The sequence below is a fragment of the Caminicella sporogenes DSM 14501 genome (assembly GCF_900142285.1).
GTDB classification, from domain to species: domain Bacteria; phylum Bacillota; class Clostridia; order Peptostreptococcales; family Caminicellaceae; genus Caminicella; species Caminicella sporogenes.
This window is the reverse complement of sequence record NZ_FRAJ01000003.1, coordinates 218,809-235,351: the sequence shown is the minus strand read 5'-3', so window position 1 is coordinate 235,351 and position 16,543 is coordinate 218,809. Positions and strand designations below refer to the sequence as shown.

At 26.4% G+C, this 16,543-nt stretch carries 15 protein-coding genes and 1 tRNA gene; all 16 read left to right on the top strand.

Annotated features, from left to right (window positions below; translation table 11 throughout):
• Nucleotides 1-109: 109 nt before the first annotated feature.
• The 16 genes from spoIVB (at nt 110) to BUA90_RS01160 (ending at nt 16,530) form a co-directional block, all read left to right on the top strand.
• On the top strand, nt 110-1,417 hold the full coding sequence (gene spoIVB, locus BUA90_RS01235) for a SpoIVB peptidase (protein ID WP_072965564.1): 1,308 nt from the start codon (nt 110-112) through the stop codon (nt 1,415-1,417).
• A gap of 157 nt (nt 1,418-1,574) precedes the next feature.
• Complete coding sequence (gene spo0A, locus BUA90_RS01230; RefSeq protein WP_072965563.1) at nt 1,575-2,396, top strand: sporulation transcription factor Spo0A; 822 nt, start codon at nt 1,575-1,577, stop codon at nt 2,394-2,396.
• Between the two features lie 326 nt (nt 2,397-2,722).
• Nucleotides 2,723-3,859: a putative cytokinetic ring protein SteA gene (gene steA, locus BUA90_RS01225; RefSeq protein ID WP_072965562.1), complete on the top strand. Its 1,137-nt coding sequence runs from the start codon at nt 2,723-2,725 to the stop codon at nt 3,857-3,859.
• Nucleotides 3,853-4,617 carry a copper transporter gene (locus BUA90_RS01220; protein ID WP_072965561.1) on the top strand — a complete coding sequence of 255 codons (765 nt, stop codon included), beginning with the start codon at nt 3,853-3,855 and terminating at the stop codon, nt 4,615-4,617. Before steA ends, BUA90_RS01220 begins: the two co-directional genes overlap by 7 nt.
• A gap of 14 nt (nt 4,618-4,631) precedes the next feature.
• Nucleotides 4,632-5,315 carry a glycosyltransferase family 2 protein gene (locus tag BUA90_RS01215; protein WP_072965560.1) on the top strand — a complete coding sequence of 228 codons (684 nt, stop codon included), beginning with the start codon at nt 4,632-4,634 and terminating at the stop codon, nt 5,313-5,315.
• Nucleotides 5,312-6,115, top strand: a complete 804-nt coding sequence (locus BUA90_RS01210; protein ID WP_072965559.1) for an MraY family glycosyltransferase — start codon at nt 5,312-5,314, stop codon at nt 6,113-6,115. Before BUA90_RS01215 ends, BUA90_RS01210 begins: the two co-directional genes overlap by 4 nt.
• A gap of 32 nt (nt 6,116-6,147) precedes the next feature.
• The gene (locus BUA90_RS01205; protein WP_072965558.1) at nt 6,148-7,230 is read left to right on the top strand and encodes a DUF3866 family protein; all 1,083 of its coding nucleotides are present in this window, start codon (nt 6,148-6,150) and stop codon (nt 7,228-7,230) included.
• A gap of 29 nt (nt 7,231-7,259) precedes the next feature.
• The gene (locus tag BUA90_RS01200; RefSeq protein WP_072965557.1) at nt 7,260-7,793 is read left to right on the top strand and encodes an NUDIX hydrolase; all 534 of its coding nucleotides are present in this window, start codon (nt 7,260-7,262) and stop codon (nt 7,791-7,793) included.
• Nucleotides 7,794-7,884: 91 nt separating this feature from the next.
• Complete coding sequence (gene spoIIM / locus BUA90_RS01195; RefSeq protein WP_242945019.1) at nt 7,885-8,514, top strand: stage II sporulation protein M; 630 nt, start codon at nt 7,885-7,887, stop codon at nt 8,512-8,514.
• Nucleotides 8,515-8,643: 129 nt separating this feature from the next.
• Nucleotides 8,644-9,528, top strand: a complete 885-nt coding sequence (gene xerD / locus BUA90_RS01190) for a site-specific tyrosine recombinase XerD (RefSeq protein WP_072965555.1) — start codon at nt 8,644-8,646, stop codon at nt 9,526-9,528.
• Nucleotides 9,529-9,695: 167 nt separating this feature from the next.
• A complete protein-coding gene (locus BUA90_RS01185; protein ID WP_072965554.1) occupies nt 9,696-10,868 on the top strand; it encodes a phosphopentomutase in 1,173 nt (390 codons plus the stop codon).
• Between the two features lie 40 nt (nt 10,869-10,908).
• Complete coding sequence (locus BUA90_RS01180) at nt 10,909-11,736, top strand: purine-nucleoside phosphorylase (protein WP_072965553.1); 828 nt, start codon at nt 10,909-10,911, stop codon at nt 11,734-11,736.
• A gap of 155 nt (nt 11,737-11,891) precedes the next feature.
• Nucleotides 11,892-13,058, top strand: a complete 1,167-nt coding sequence (locus BUA90_RS01175) for a D-alanyl-D-alanine carboxypeptidase family protein (RefSeq protein WP_072965552.1) — start codon at nt 11,892-11,894, stop codon at nt 13,056-13,058.
• Between the two features lie 254 nt (nt 13,059-13,312).
• The gene (spoIVA, locus tag BUA90_RS01170; protein WP_072965551.1) at nt 13,313-14,791 is read left to right on the top strand and encodes a stage IV sporulation protein A; all 1,479 of its coding nucleotides are present in this window, start codon (nt 13,313-13,315) and stop codon (nt 14,789-14,791) included.
• A gap of 105 nt (nt 14,792-14,896) precedes the next feature.
• Nucleotides 14,897-14,973 (top strand) — tRNA-Pro (locus BUA90_RS01165).
• 300 nt (nt 14,974-15,273) lie between these two features.
• The gene (locus tag BUA90_RS01160) at nt 15,274-16,530 is read left to right on the top strand and encodes a biotin/lipoyl attachment domain-containing protein (RefSeq protein ID WP_072965550.1); all 1,257 of its coding nucleotides are present in this window, start codon (nt 15,274-15,276) and stop codon (nt 16,528-16,530) included.
• Nucleotides 16,531-16,543: the final 13 nt, after the last annotated feature.

Sequence of the window (16,543 nt, the reverse complement as noted above, 5' to 3'; positions counted from 1 at the left end):
TTTTATATAGAATAATGAGTATTAAATTAGGCTAAATTATAATTAGAGTTTATTTTCATTTTTTATTTCTTTTATAAAAAGGAGTGGTTAAGCGGAGGAGTGAAAACTTTTGAAGATAGCAAATAAAAAAAATATTTTATTTTGTATATTTACTTTTTTATTAAGTTTTATAATAGTAAATTTTATTGAATATTTAAATTATCCTAGTCAAATAAATGTAATAGAAGGAAAGAGAAGGATATTAAATATAAGATTTCCATTTAAAATAAATAATTTAAATAGTAATAAAACAATAAGTATAAGTAATTTAGATGATAAAGATTCAAATCAGAAAAATGAGATAGAAATAATTCCGCTTAAAAAGGGAAAAGCTCATCTGCAAATAAATCTTTTTGGTCTGGTGCCAGTAAAAAAGCTTGAAGTAGATGTTTTACCGAGACTAAAAGTTATACCGGGAGGACATTCTATAGGTGTTAAATTAAAGACTAGAGGAGTATTAATTGTTGGTTTAGAAGAAATAGTTGGAGTAGATAAACAAAAACATAATCCAGGACAAGATGCTGGATTGAAAATTGGCGATAGTATATTAGAAATTGAAGGAGAAAAAGTAAAAAATGCTGAACATGTTATAGAAATAATAAACAAATATAAAGATAGAAATATAAACATAAAAGTTAAGAGAAATAAACATATAATGAATTTTACTATAAAACCAGTAAAGAGTATATTGTATAATGATTATAAAATTGGACTCTGGGTAAAAGATAGTACTGCAGGAGTTGGAACACTTACTTTTTACGAACCTAATACAAAAATATATGGAGCACTTGGACATGCAATTTCTGATGTTGAAACAGGACAAATATTATCAGTAGGAAATGGAGAAATAGTTAAATCTAGAGTAGTATCTATAAAACAAGGAAAAAGAGGACATGCAGGAGAAATAAGAGGTATATTTTTAGAAACCACAGAACCTCTAGGAAAATTAGATAGAAATACAAGTTATGGAATTTATGGGAAATTATACAAAGAGCCTGTTAGGACTAAATATAATAGACCTTTGGAGATAGGACTTCAAAATGAAATTAAGCTAGGAAAAGCTAAAATATTGACTACAACAGATGATAATAAAATTAAGGAATATGATATAGAAATTGAAAAAATAAATAGACAAAAGAGAATGGGTAATAAAAGTATGATAATAAGAATAACAGATAAAGAATTATTGCGAAAAACTGGTGGAATAGTTCAGGGAATGAGTGGTAGTCCAATTATACAAAATGGAAAAATAATTGGTGCAGTTACTCATGTTTTTGTAAATGATCCAACTAAGGGATATGGTATTTTCATAGAATGGATGTTAAAAGAATCAGGTATTGAAAATTATATAGATAGAGAACTGGCAAAAACGGGTTAAATTACTACTAGTTGAGATATTTCTCAACTTTTTTTTATTTATTTTATCAGCTTACAATAAAATTTTTTAAATATTTCAAAATAAAGAAGGATATTTTTAATTTGTGTCGAATTGAAATTAAGTAATGTGTTAGACATATTTCAAGGGGGTATTTGGAGTGAATAGAAATATAAAAATATTGATAGCAGATGATAATAAGGATTTTTGTGATATTCTATATGAATATTTAAGTAAGCAAGAAGATTTAGAAATAATAGGTGTGGCTAAAGATGGTATAGAAGCTATTGAATTTTTATCTAAGGAAATTCCTGATGTATTGATATTAGATATTATCATGCCGCATTTAGATGGTTTAGGAGTTCTTGAAAAAATAAACTCATTAGATTTAGAAAAAATACCAAAGGTAATAGTTCTATCTGCGGTGGGTCAGGATAGAATAACACAAAAGGCGATTAATCTTGGAGCAGATTATTATGTAGTAAAGCCTTTTGATTTTGAAGTGTTTATAAAGAGAATTAGACAAATAGCAGGGAATATGCAAATAAATATTGAAAGAAAAAGACCATTGAAAGAATTTAGTATTTCAAATGTAGAATCTTTATATAATAATAGCAATAATAAAAATAAATCTATTGAAGCTGAAATAACAAATATTATACATGAAATTGGAGTACCTGCACATATTAAAGGATATTTATACTTAAGAGAAGCAATTGGAATGGTTGTTCAAAATATTGAATATTTGAGTGCAGTTACTAAAGAACTCTATCCAAGTATAGCTCAAAAGTTTAATACTACTCCAAGCAGAGTAGAAAGAGCAATAAGACATGCTATAGAAGTAGCATGGAGTAGAGGAAAAATAGATACTATTAATAAATTATTTGGCTATACAGTACATAATGGCAAGGGCAAACCAACGAATAGCGAATTTATAGCTATGGTTGCTGATAAATTAAGACTTGAACAGAAAATATCCTAATATATAAATGATTTCCCTCGTTCAGTTAATTTAGAGATTAACTAGGAATGAGGGTTTTTTATTGCCTCGGAAATAATTTATTTCCGAGGCAATAGTTAAATTACAACATTTTTCTAAAAATATTTTTATATTTTAAACGAAAGAAGTCGAAATGATGGAGATGTGTTTAGAATATTTTATTTTTTTTATTTGATAAATTTAATTATTTAGAAATTAATTGGAAATAATAAAGTTGAGATAATGGATAATTTTATAATTAAATAAACTTTTTTGATTGTAAATGATAAATTAATTATATTTAACAGAAAATTTTTAAGGAGGTAGTAATGTTTATACAATCTATTGCTAAAAAAGATGTGAAAACAAAGAAATTAATTAAAAGATTAAAACCTAATGATATAGCAGTAATAAAACATCGTGATATAGATGAAGTTGCAGCACTATCTCTAGTTGAAAAAAGACCAAAACTTGTTATAAATGCTGAAAAGTCAATAAGTGGAAAGTATCCTAATAAAGGACCATCTATTTTAATAAAAGCTGGTATAAATATAATGGAATTAGATAATCAAAATATATTTGAAAAAATCAAGGAAAATAGTTATATAACTGTTATTAATGATAAAATTTATGAAAATAATAAATATATAGGTTCTGGAGTTATATTGACAGAAGAAATAATAAATAAGAGAATTGCACAGGCAAAGAGAAATATTGAAGTAGAACTTGATAAATTTATAGAAAATACTTTGGAATATGCCAAAAAAGAAAAAAATTTAATTATTGGAAATTTAAAGGTTCCTGAAATTGATGTGAATTTAAAGAATAAACATGTTCTTATAGTTGTAAGAGGAAGAGATTATAAAAAAGATTTACGGGCAATTCAACATTATATAAGAGAAGTGAAACCTATACTCATAGGAGTTGACGGTGGTGGAGATGCACTTTTAGAATTTGGTTATAAGCCAGATATTTTAATAGGAGATATGGACAGTGTTTCTGATGAATGTCTTAAAATTAGCAAAGAAATAATAGTACATGCTTATAGTAATGGTAATTCGCCCGGGTTAAATAGAATAAAAAAATTAGGATTAGAGTGCAAAATATTTCCATCACCGGGTACTAGTGAAGATATAGCTTTATTATTAGCTTATGAAAAAGAAGCAGATTTTATTGTTGCCGTTGGTACACATACAGATATGATTGATTTTTTAGAAAAGGGAAGAAAGGGAATGGCAAGTACATTTTTAGTAAGATTAAAAGTCGGTTCTAAACTAATTGATGCTAAAGGAGTGAATAAATTATATAGAGAAAAATTTAAACTCACATATTTTTTTAGTATTTTATTTTCATCACTAGTTCCAATTTTAACAGTTTTTATATTTTCTCCATTTAGCCATCAGATATTAAAATTATTAGAAATAAGACTTAAACTCATACTTAAATTGAAGGGGATACTATGGTAATAAATATGAAATATTTTGTTACAACTATAATATCGATATTTTTATCCTTGAGTATAGGTATTTTTATAGGTGCATTACTAGATAGTCAGCAGTTGTTTATACAGCAGCAAAGAGAATTGGTTGCTCAAATAGAAGAAGATTTTGATATATATAAAAGAGAAAATAGTAAGCTTATGGATAAAATTGAAAAATTGGAAATTGAGAATAATAGATATAAACAATTTCTAAAAAAAATTGAAAATTTAATGATTATGAATAATAAGAAAGATTTTAATATTATTTTCATTAAATTTTACGATGAAGATGAAAGGAAACACTTAGAGACATTTAATTTACTTAAAAAAATGGGAATAAAAAACATTTATGAAATTTCAATAAACAAAATGAATAAAAATAGTTTATCAGATAAAATAATTGAATATTTGAGAGATGATAGCAAGTTAGAATTTGATTATAGATATGGTTTTAAAGAAAAATTAGATTGTATAGTTATTATAGATGGAGTTTTTAAAGAAAATTTAAAAGATATAAAAAATATAAAGTTTGAAATAGATAAGGAAATTGGAGATTTAAATATACCATTTGTATTTTTTGAGCATAGTACTTCTGATTTTTTGAATGTATATTTTTATACAAAAAATAGAGAATTATCAATTGATAATTTAGATAGCAAATATATGAAATTGATATTGATTATGATATTAGATTTAGCAAAAAATAGAGAAAATGAAATGGTTGAAAAATTTTCAAATAATTAAAAAAGGGGTAACTTATGAATATATCTGTACTCATACCTGCTTATAATGAAGAAAAAAGAATAGGAAAAACAATTGAATCTGTAAAGAAATCGAGGTACGTAAATCACATAGTAGTAATAGATGACGGTTCAAAAGATGATACAGCTTATATAGCAAAAAAATTTGGAGTATGTGTTATACGTTTAAATACAAATAAAGGCAAGGGTTATGCACTAAGTTGTGGATTAAAATGCGTAACTAATAAAAGTGATATAGTAGTATTTTTAGATGCTGATTTAGGAGAGAGTGCCATAGAAGTAGATAAATTAATAAAGCCTTTATTAAGAAATGAATGTGATGTAACTATTGCAAAATTTAAAACTTTTGGAAATAAAAAAGGAGGATTTGGATTTGTAAAATTTTTATCCAAAAAAGGAGTTAAATATTTTACAGATATAGATTTTGATAATAGTCTTTCAGGTCAAAGAGCATTTAAGGTAGAAGTTTTAAAAAAAATAAAAAAGATACCTAAAAAATTTGGAGTAGAAGTAGGAATGACAATAGATATATTAAACTTAGGATATTCTATTAAGCAAGTAGAAGTTGATATGAAGCATAGAATAACAGGTCGTGATATAAAAGGATTTTTACACAGAAGTAGGCAATTTTATGAAATCTTAACTACTTTGTTATTAAGAGCATTGAGGTGTAATAAATGAAGTATTTTATATTTTTATCTGCATTTGTTGTTTCAAAATTAACAATTCCTATGTTGAAAAAATTTCTTTTTAAATCAAAATGTTTAATGAAAAATTATAGGGGCAATTTAATAATTTATGGAATGGGAATTATATATGTATTTAATATTTTATTAATGACGATGTTATTTTTTACTTATTTTAAATATATTGATAAAAATTTTGTTTTGATATATTTGATAGGTGTTTTGACGATGGGTTTAGTGGGAATAATTGATGATTTTTTAGGCAGTAGTAATGTAAAAGGGTTTAAGGGACATATAAAAAAATTAATAAATGGAGATTTGACAACGGGAGGTATAAAAGCAGTATTTGGCGGACTAATTTCGGTATTTATTAGTTTTTTAATTTCTAAAAATATATTTGACTTTGTAATTAATTTTATTTTGATAAGTCTTTTTACAAATTTTATTAATTTATTAGATTTAAGACCCGGTAGAGCCTTAAAAATTCATTTGTTGATTTCAGTCATATTTTTAATTTTATTAAATGGAATTTATGACTATTTTTTACTGATTACTATGGCGATAACTATTGCATATTTACCCTATGATTTAAGAGAAATAAGCATGATAGGAGATACAGGAGCAAATATTATAGGAGTAACATTAGGTATAATAGGAACTGCTTTACAATTAAGTTTTAAAATAGGATTAGTTTTATTTTTAATATCTGTTCATGTCTATTGTGAAAAATATTCTCTTTCTGATTTAATATTAAAAAATAAAATATTGAGGTATATTGATAGTATTGGAAGATAAATATTTAACAGCTTTAGGAGGACATAAACTAGATGTTAAACTTAAAAGTTGGAAAAGTTGTAAAAATTTGCAGTATAAGAAAAAACTGTATAGAAGTTTTAGTTAAAATAAATGAAAAATTAGAAAAGGCGATTGCATATAATATTTTTGTAAATAATTTAAAAGTTGGAAACTGGGTAATTGTTAATACTACGGCAGTAGACTTAAATCTGGGAACGGGAGGATACCATTATGTACTCAGTAATTTAAACAATATGACTGTTGAAAGTAAATGTAAAGGACATATTATGAAATTACGCTATACACCTTTGCAAATCAAAGTTTATGCTTGTGAAGAACAAGATAGCAGTTATCATGAAATATTTAATAACTTTGATTCTTTAAATAATATGCCCGTTTTAATTGGAGGGCTTCATAGTATATTACCACCTGTAACAGTAGTTTTAAAAAAATATAATAGAAATTTGAAGATATGTTATATTATGACTGATGGTGGTGCACTTCCAATTGATTTTAGTGAAAATGTCTTTTTTTTAAAAGAAAAAGGATATATTGATGGTACTATAACGATTGGACATTCTTTTGGTGGTGATTATGAATGTGTAAACATTTATAATGCTTTAATTGCAGCTAAAAATATAATGAATTGTGATATATGCATAGTATCAATGGGACCGGGGATAGTTGGAACTGGAACCAAATATGGTTTTACAGGAATTGAACAAGGATATATAATTGATGCAGTTAATACTTTAGGGGGATTTCCAATTTGTATTCCTCGGATAAGTTTTAAAGACAAGAGATTAAGACATTTTGGGTTAAGTCATCATACTATAACTGTTCTAAGTGAGATTTCAAAGACATCATCAAATTTAGTTATTCCTAAATTTGATGATTGGAGGCTTAAATATATTATTAAGCAAATTAATGACAATAAAATTCACATAAAACATAATATATATTATATGGATTTTAATGATATAATAAATGTATTAGAAAACTCTGATATAATTATGAATACTATGGGTAGAAATTTTAAAAGTGATTTTGAATATTTTATCAGTGCAGGAGTTAATGCTAAATATGTTGCTGAAAAAATGAGTTGTAGAGTATAAATAATAAAGTAAAAGGGGAGTTAGTTAATATGATTAATGAAAGAACAATAAAATCTGATAAAATATATCAGGGAAAAATAATTAATTTAAGAGTAGATACAGTAGAACTTCCTGATAAAAAATATTCTAAGAGGGAAATTGTAGAACATCCCGGTGGAGTGGCAATATTACCTATAACAAAAGACAATAAAATTATTATGGTCAAACAATACAGAAAATCAGTAGAAGAAAAGCTACTTGAAATCCCAGCAGGGAAGTTGGAGATAGGAGAAGAGCCAAAAGAATGTGCTAAGAGAGAGCTTTTAGAAGAAACTGGATATACAAGTGAAAATATAGAATATTTATTCAAGTTTTATACTTCTCCGGGTTTTTCAAATGAAGTAATCAGTCTTTTTATAGCTAAAAATTTGGAAAAGGGAGAAGCAAGGCCAGATGAAGATGAATACATAGAAATAAAAGAATATGAAATTGAAGAGCTTTTAGAAATGATTAAAAATGGAGAAATAAAAGATGCTAAGACAATAATAGCAATATTGTATATAAAAAATTCATTGAATATGTAAAATAAAAATTAAAATTAAAAAGACATATAACCTCCTTTCTAAGCATACTATTTAATAGCATGTACTAAAAAGAAGGGAGGTTTTTATTTTGATGAGAAAAGTAAATAATGTATTGATTAAACATATTCAAAGAAATATTATTACGTATTTTGTTGTTATTATGTTTTTTTTAATAGGTATTTCTTCTGGTGCTTTTACTACAAAAGCATTAAGTGATAGTGAAAATGGGGAATTAATTGCATATTTAGAAAATTTTTTTAAAATTGTAGATACAAAGACAATTGATAATTTTGCTATATTAAAGCAGTCATTAATAAATAATTTACAGACAGGGGTATTGATTTGGATTTTAGGAGTAACTATTATTGGTATACCAGCAATACTGTTTTTGATAGGATTGAGAGGGTTTATAATAGGATTTACAGTTGGATTTATAATAAAGCAGAAGGGATTAAAGGGTTTAATATTTTCTATATTTTCTCTTTTGCCACAAAATATTATAATAATACCAGGAATAATAGTTACAGGAGTTTTAGGTATAAGTTTTTCAGTTATGCTTATTAAAAGCAAAGTGGAAAAAAATGTGCACAATAATATCTTAAATCAATTTTTTGTATATAGTACAGTTATAGCTATAGTGTATATTTTTATAGCTTTAGGCTGTATAATAGAAGCGTATATATCTCCTTTATTTGTTAAATATCTTTCAGTATATATGTAAAAAATTTATACAAATTCTTGATACTTTAATGAAATATTTTTAAAATATAAAAGGGTTTTTAATATAATTGTTGAATAGTATATAAAAAATCTTTACAGAAAAAAGATATATAAAGGAGTTTATTAAAAAATGAAAGAAATTCTCAGTGAATTTATTACATATTTAGAAATAGAAAAAGGGTTGTCCGATAATACATTAGAATCATATAAGAGAGATTTAAAACAATTTGCTGATTATTTAAAAGAAAAAGGAAAAGCAACTTATCAAGAAGCTAACAAGACAACTATTATAACTTATTTACTTTATCTTCAAAAAAGAGGACGTGCTGCATCAACAATTTCTAGAAATCTAGCATCGATTAGGTCTTTATATCAGTATATGTTAAATAAAAATATTATAAAGAACGATCCTACTTTTAATCTTGAATCTCCAAAAGCTGAAAAAAAATTGCCTTGTGTTTTGAGTTTGAGTGAAGTTGAAAGATTATTGGAACAGCCTGATGAAAATACCAGTATAGGGGCAAGGGATAAATCAATGATAGAACTACTTTATGCTACGGGAATACGTGTATCAGAACTAGTTTCACTTAATATAGATGATATAAGTTTAGAATTAGGTTTTATTAGATGTCAAGGAAAAGGAGAAAGAGAGCGAGTTATTCCGATAGGTTCTTTGGCAAAAAGAGCATTAGAAACGTATGTTAACAAATATAGGTCAAAATTAGCTAAAAAAGATGAAAAAGCACTGTTTGTAAATTATTATGGAAAAAGGTTGACAAGACAAGGATTTTGGAAAATAATGAAGAGGTATACTAAAAAAGCAAATATAAATAAAAAAATTACTCCTCAGACACTGAGACATTCTTTTGCAACGCATTTAATTCAAAATGGAGCAGATTTAAAATCAGTACAGGAAATGTTGGGACATTCAGATATATCTACTACTCAAATTTATATGCAGCTTACTAAAAACAGAATAAGAGAAGTTTACAATAAAACACATCCTAGAGCCTAATGTAGGCTTTTTTCATTCTTTTAAAATTAAAACGTTTTTTTATAAGAAATTGTAGGCATTAGATATATAGTTTGTAAAATAAATTTTAAATTTATTATATTATATATGCAAATAGATTAAAATATAATCTAAAAGGGTATTTATTATTTATGTAAGGAGGAAGAAAAATGATAAATCGAGTGATAATTTTAGTAATGGACAGTGTAGGAATAGGAGCTTTACCTGATTCAGAAAAATTTGGAGATATAGGAGTTAATACTTTAGGTAATATTGCTAAAAAGACAGGAGGAATAGATTTACCTAATTTAGTATCATTAGGTTTAGGAAATATAGATGGAATAGAAGGCATTAAAGGAATTTCAAATCCAATAGGTTGCTATGGTAAATCTATGGAAATATCTAATGGAAAAGATACTACAACAGGTCATTGGGAAATAGCAGGATTATATATAAAAGAACCTTTTAAAACTTATCCAAATGGTTTTCCTAAAGAAGTTATAGAAAAATTTGAAAAACTTACAGGAAGAAAAGTATTGGGAAATAAACCTGCGTCTGGTACAGTAATTATTGAAGAATTAGGTAGAGAACATATTAAGACAGGTAATCCAATTGTATATACTTCAGCAGATAGTGTATTTCAAATTGCTGCACATGAAGAAGTAATTCCTTTAAATGAACTTTATAAAATGTGTGAAATTGCTAGAGAAATATTAAGAGGAGAGCATCAAGTCGCAAGAGTTATAGCTAGACCATTTGTAGGAAAGCCGGGCAGTTTTGAAAGGACGTCAAATAGAAAAGATTATTCATTAGACCCTTTTGGAAAGACTATACTAGATATTGTAAGTGAAAATGGATATGATGTAATGGCTGTTGGTAAAATAGAAGATATTTTTAATGGAAGGGGAATAACAAAATCCATACATACTAAGGATAATATGGATGGAGTTGACAAGACGATAGAATTTTTAAAAACGGATAATAAAGGTATAATATTTACTAATTTAGTTGATTTCGATTCTAAATATGGGCATAGACGTAATGTAGAAGGTTATAAAAAAGCTTTGGAAGAATTAGATGCTAGAATACCAGAACTTTTGGAAAGTTTAAAAGAAGATGATATGTTAATTATTACTGCTGACCATGGAAATGACCCTACTTATAAAGGAACTGACCATACAAGAGAATATATACCTATTTTAGTATATGGAGATAAGATAAAATCAGGTGTGAATATAGGAACGAGAAAAACATTTGCAGATATTGCAGCTACAATTGCTGATATTTTTGATGTTCAAAAGACGCAGGTAGGAACGAGTTTTAAAGAACTTATTTTAAAATAAAAAGTTAATAGGTTGTGAGAAAAGAGAAAGGAGTCAAAAGATGAGGGATTTAAAAGAAAAGATAGTTGAGTCAGCTGAATTTATTAGGAGTAAAACAAATTTAACTTTGCAAATTGGGCTGATACTTGGTTCAGGACTTGGAAGTTTAGCTGATGAAATAGAAGATAAAGTAATTGTAAAATATGAGGAAATTCCTAATTTTCCAATTTCTACAGTTGAAGGTCATGAGGGACAATTGGTTATAGGTACATTAGAAGGAAAAAATGTTGTAGCTATGCAGGGTAGATTTCACTATTATGAAGGATATACTATGCAGGAAGTTACTTTTCCGGTTAGAGTTATGAAAGAGTTGGGAGTACAGATGATTTTAGTTACTAACGCATGCGGTGGAATGAATCCTGATTTTTATCCGGGAGCTATTATGTTTATAGAGGACCATATTAATTTTATGGGAAATAATCCATTAATAGGACCGAATGATGAAAGTTTAGGTCCAAGATTTCCTGATATGTCTACTGCTTATGATAAAAGTCTTATAAATCTAGGTCAAAAAGTAGGAGAAAAATTAGGCATTGAAACGAAAAAAGGAGTATATACTGCAATTAGTGGACCAAATTATTTAACTGCAGCAGAACTTAGAATGTTGAGGACAATAGGTTCAGATGCAGTTGGAATGTCAACTGTTCCAGAAGTGATAGTAGCTAGACATGCAGGACTTCGTGTTTTAGGTATATCTTGTGTAACTGATATGGCTATTGCAGATGGACTTGAACCATTAGAACATTCACAAGTTGTTGAAGTTGCAAATAGGACAAGACCTAAATTCATAAAACTTGTAAAAGGTATATTGAGAGAAATTTTAATATAAGTTGTAATATAAAAAATATATATTGTTTATTTAAAATTGTTAAAAAGGCTGTAAATTTGTAAAAATTTACAGCCTTTTTATATTTTCCTTTATATGAATAAGGTTAAATAACAGTGGAAAATATAAAAATAAGAAATTAATTAGGAGGTATTTTGATGAAATATAATAAATTTTTTAGAAAGATGAGTTTTATAATTTGTATAATGTTATTATTTTTTAATAGTCAAATTTTTTCAATTGCAAAAGAATTTGATGTAAATGCAAAGTCAGCAATTTTAATAGATGCAGATAGTGGAAAGATTATTTTTGAAAAAAATTCACATGAGAAATTACCGCCAGCAAGTGTTACAAAAATTATGACAATGCTCTTGGCAATGGAAGCTTTAGAAACAAAGAAAATTTCACTTCAAGACAAAGTAGTTATAAGTGAAAGAGCTGCAAGTATGGGGGGAAGTCAATTATACTTAGAGCCCGGAGAAGAAAAAACTGTTGAACAACTTTTAAAGGGAATTGCAGTTGCTTCAGCAAATGATGCTTGTGTAGCTTTAGGAGAATATATAGCAGGAAGTGAAGAATTATTTGTTAAAAAAATGAATGAGAAAGCTAAGGAATTAGGTATGAAAGATACTCAATTTAAGAATACAAATGGACTTCCAGAGGAGGGGCATTATACTTCTGCATACGATATAGCTGTTATGTCTAGAGAACTGTTAAAATATCCTCAAATTCATAAATGGCTGACTATATGGATGTCTACAATGAAAGTTGGAAAAAGAAAGCAGTCTACTTTAGAACTTACAAATACAAATAGACTTATAAGAACATATTCTGGGGCAAATGGAATTAAAACAGGATTTACTCAAGAAGCCAGATATTGTTTATCAGCTTCAGCTACAAGAAATAATCTTACACTTATAGCTGTAATATTAGGTGCACCTACTTCAAAGATAAGATTTCAAGAAGCAAAAAAATTACTTGACTATGGTTTTGCAAATTACAATTCAGTGTTGATTGCAAAAAAAGGTGAAATTATAGATAAAGTATGTGTAGAAAAAGGTAAAGTAGATAAAATAAATGTAATAGCTAAGGAAGGATTAAAAGTATTAGTTAAAAAAGGCGAGGAAGATTCAGTAAAAAAAGAAGTTATTTTACCTAAAATGATTAAAGCATCAATTCAAAAAAATGAAAAAGTAGGAGAGATTATAGTATATGATTCAAATGGTAAAGAAATAGGAAAAGTAGATTTAGTTGCTCAAAGAGCAGTTGATAAGGCATCAATGCTTAATATGTTAGGAAAAATATTAAAGAATGTACCGAAGTAGGAAATTTAAAATTAAAAGCTATATTAAATTTAAAATATATGAGAGTAGGAATAGTAGCATATTCTTACTCTTTTTTAGTTTTTTGTTAAATTAAAATTAAAACTTTAATAATTTACAGTATAAAGCATAGAAACTAATATGAGAATTTTACTACATAAAAAAGTAATATTTTATAAAAATAGACATATATTTATAGTGTTAATAGTTGGCCATTAAAAATGTACAAATTATTCTTTGTGATAAGGAGGGTAAATATGGAAGGATTCGATATATATAAAGATATATCTGAGAGAACAGACGGGGATATATACATAGGTGTTGTTGGTCCAGTTAGAACAGGTAAATCTACTTTTATAAAAAGATTTATGGATTTATTAGTTATACCAAATATTGAAAATGTATATAAAAAAGAACGAACAAAAGATGAATTGCCACAAAGTGGAACTGGAAAGACTATAATGACTACTGAACCTAAATTTGTTCCAAATGAAGCTATAGAAATATCTTTGAAAGAAAATGCAAAATTCAAAGTAAGAATGATAGATTGTGTTGGTTATATAGTTAAAGGAGCATTGGGACATGAAGAGGATGGTGTTCCAAGAATGGTTATGACACCATGGTTTGAAAACGAAATTCCCTTTGAAGAAGCTGCAGAGATAGGAACAAAAAAAGTAATTACTGACCATTCTACTATAGGGCTTATAATTACAACAGATGGAAGTATAACAGAAATTAGCAGAGAAAATTATATTGAAGCAGAAGAAAGAGTTGTAAAGGAGCTAAAAGAACTTAATAAACCATTTGTCATAATTTTAAATTCAGTTCATCCAGATTCTCAGCAGACTTTAAAACTAAAAAAAGATTTAGAGGAAAAATATGGTGTTCCAGTAATTCCTATGAACTGTTTGAAAATGGAAATAGAAGATATAAATAAAGTTCTTGAAAGTATATTGTTTGAATTTCCAGTAAAAGAAATAAGAATAAATCTTCCAAAGTGGATAGAAGGATTAGAATTAAATCATTGGCTTAAAAATCAAATATTAAATACAATTAAAGAATCTCTTGAAGGGACTAAGAAAATTAAAGACATTAAAACATTAGTAAGTAAGTTTTATGGATTAGATATAATAACAGGAGCAGATATATCTAATATAAATCTTGGAAAGGGAATAGCATCAATTGATATGGATACTAAAGAAGGATTATTTTATGATATTTTAGAAGAATTTACTGGATATAGGATAGAAGGAGACCATCAACTATTGAGTTTGATGAGGTCTTTTGCTAAAGCAAAAAGAGCATATGATAGAGTTGAAGAAGCTCTTAACAATGCTAAAAACTTTGGATATGGAGTAGTACCACCAGAATTAGACGAATTGGAATTAGATGAACCAGAAATATATAGACAGGGCAATAAATTTGGAGTAAAATTAAGAGCAAATGCACCTTCTTTACATTTAATAAGAGCAGATATAAAAACAGAAGTTTCACCACTAGTTGGAACAGAAAAGCAAAGTGAAGATTTGTTAAAATATTTGCTAGATGAATTTAAGTCAGATCCGAAACAAATATGGGAAACAAATATGTTTGGAAAATCTTTACATGACTTAGTTAAAGAACAGCTTCAAAACAAATTATTTATGATGCCGGAAGATGTACGAAGTAAAATTCAAAGAACTATTCAAAAAATTGTAAATGAAGGCAGCGGAACTTTAATTTGTATTATACTTTAGCAAATTTATAAAGAATATATTTGAATTTTAAAATATATAAATAAAAAAAGTAGCTTGATTATTATAGTATTTTTTGTATAATATAGATGTAAGTTAAATTTTTGTCTGGGTGTAGCGCAGCTTGGTAGCGCACTAGAATGGGGTTCTAGTGGTCGGAGGTTCAAATCCTCTCACCCAGACCAGTTTCCACTATGACATTAGTCATAGTTTTTTTTTATCATTTGAGGATATAATTATTATCTATAAAGAGTTAGTTAAGTTACAAACTATTTTTGCAAAATATTGAATTTAAAATATTTTTTAAGATTTAAAATTTGTAATTTAGAAGTAAATACAGACTACTTTTGTAGTCTTTAAAATTTTTTTTGCATATTTCGTCATAGAATGACAAAAATACAGGACATAATTACTATAAATAATTTTATTAAAAATAAAAGGAAATCATTTGATTTTGAAGAATTAATAATTAAGGTGATATAATAATGAAAAAGAGACGAAAAAAAAGAAAAAATATAGCTAGAACATGGTTTTTTGCAATAATTATTATTTATTTTATATATAAGGTTATATTTGATTTTGTTATAGGACAGCCTTCTTCAGAAATTGTAAAATATGGAGAAATAGTAGAAAAAGGGAGTTATGAATGTTTGATTGTAAGAAATGAAAAAGTTATAACTTCTCCGGCGGAAGGGGAGATAAAATACTTTGTGGAAGAAGGAGAGAAAGTTGAGAAAGGGTGTAAGGTAGCTGAAATATTTAGTAATCAGATAAGTGAGGACGATAAGGCTAAGTTAGTAGAATTAAATAATCGTATAAAAGAAATTCAAGCTAATAAGAATAACATTTTTGATGCCGATATTGAAAAAATTAATTCTGAAATTGATAATTTAATCTATGAAATTAAACAAAATGTGTTTATAGGAAATTATTATAAAGTAAATATATTAAAAAAAGATTTAAAAAGTTTGATAGATAAAAAAAGAAGAATAAATGGAGATAAAAGTTTTTCAGGTGCTAATCTTGAAAATTTAAAAGCACAAAAAGAAATTTTAGAAAGTAAAATAAAAGGTTCATTATATGAGATTAAAAGTATTGATTCGGGTATTATTAGTTATAATATAGATGGATATGAGGAAATACTGACTCCACAGAATGTGGGAAATATTAAATATGATTTTTTTGATTCACTTAATGTAGAATTGAATAATCTTAAGTTAAACAAAGTTATTTATGGACAGCCTATATTTAAAATTATAGATAATATTTCTTGGAATATTGCTGTTTTTACAGATATAAAAGAGAGCAAAACTTTTAAAAAAGGTCAAAAAGTAACAATAGATTTTTATGGAGATAAAATAGATGGAAGAGTAAAAGATATATTTATTGAGAAAAATAAAGGATTAATCGTTATTGAAACTAATCAGTATGCTAAAAATTTCAATAAGGAGAGAAAGTTAAAGTTAGAAATTATAAAAAAACATTATAAGGGATTAAAAATTCATAGAGATTCAATTGTAGAAAAGGATGGAAAGTTAGGAGTATATGTTTTGGATATTAATAAAAAGACAAAATTTGTTCCTATTAAGTTGAAAGGCTATAATGAGAATTTTGCTATTGTCTATAATACTTTTTATTATAATAAAGAAGGAGATAATTATGTCAGAGTTAGAACTATAAATTTATATGATGAAATTTTGAGAAATGGAAAGAAATATAAAGAAGGAGAAATAATTTATTAAGTTTGGGAGGGTA

Excerpts from the sequence above, each read along its gene's own strand:
- BUA90_RS01185 (WP_072965554.1), top strand. The coding sequence starts at position 9,696 with ATGATAAATCGAGTGATAATTTTAGTAATGGACAGTGTAGGAATAGGA.
- steA (WP_072965562.1), top strand. The coding sequence starts at position 2,723 with ATGTTTATACAATCTATTGCTAAAAAAGATGTGAAAACAAAGAAATTA.
- spoIIM (WP_242945019.1), top strand. The coding sequence starts at position 7,885 with ATGAGAAAAGTAAATAATGTATTGATTAAACATATTCAAAGAAATATT.
- BUA90_RS01205 (WP_072965558.1), top strand. The coding sequence starts at position 6,148 with ATGTTAAACTTAAAAGTTGGAAAAGTTGTAAAAATTTGCAGTATAAGA.
- spoIVA (WP_072965551.1), top strand. The coding sequence starts at position 13,313 with ATGGAAGGATTCGATATATATAAAGATATATCTGAGAGAACAGACGGG.
- BUA90_RS01180 (WP_072965553.1), top strand. The coding sequence starts at position 10,909 with ATGAGGGATTTAAAAGAAAAGATAGTTGAGTCAGCTGAATTTATTAGG.
- BUA90_RS01175 (WP_072965552.1), top strand. The coding sequence starts at position 11,892 with ATGAAATATAATAAATTTTTTAGAAAGATGAGTTTTATAATTTGTATA.
- xerD (WP_072965555.1), top strand. The coding sequence starts at position 8,644 with ATGAAAGAAATTCTCAGTGAATTTATTACATATTTAGAAATAGAAAAA.
- BUA90_RS01200 (WP_072965557.1), top strand. The coding sequence starts at position 7,260 with ATGATTAATGAAAGAACAATAAAATCTGATAAAATATATCAGGGAAAA.
- BUA90_RS01215 (WP_072965560.1), top strand. The coding sequence starts at position 4,632 with ATGAATATATCTGTACTCATACCTGCTTATAATGAAGAAAAAAGAATA.
- BUA90_RS01160 (WP_072965550.1), top strand. The coding sequence starts at position 15,274 with ATGAAAAAGAGACGAAAAAAAAGAAAAAATATAGCTAGAACATGGTTT.
- BUA90_RS01210 (WP_072965559.1), top strand. The coding sequence starts at position 5,312 with ATGAAGTATTTTATATTTTTATCTGCATTTGTTGTTTCAAAATTAACA.
- BUA90_RS01220 (WP_072965561.1), top strand. The coding sequence starts at position 3,853 with ATGGTAATAAATATGAAATATTTTGTTACAACTATAATATCGATATTT.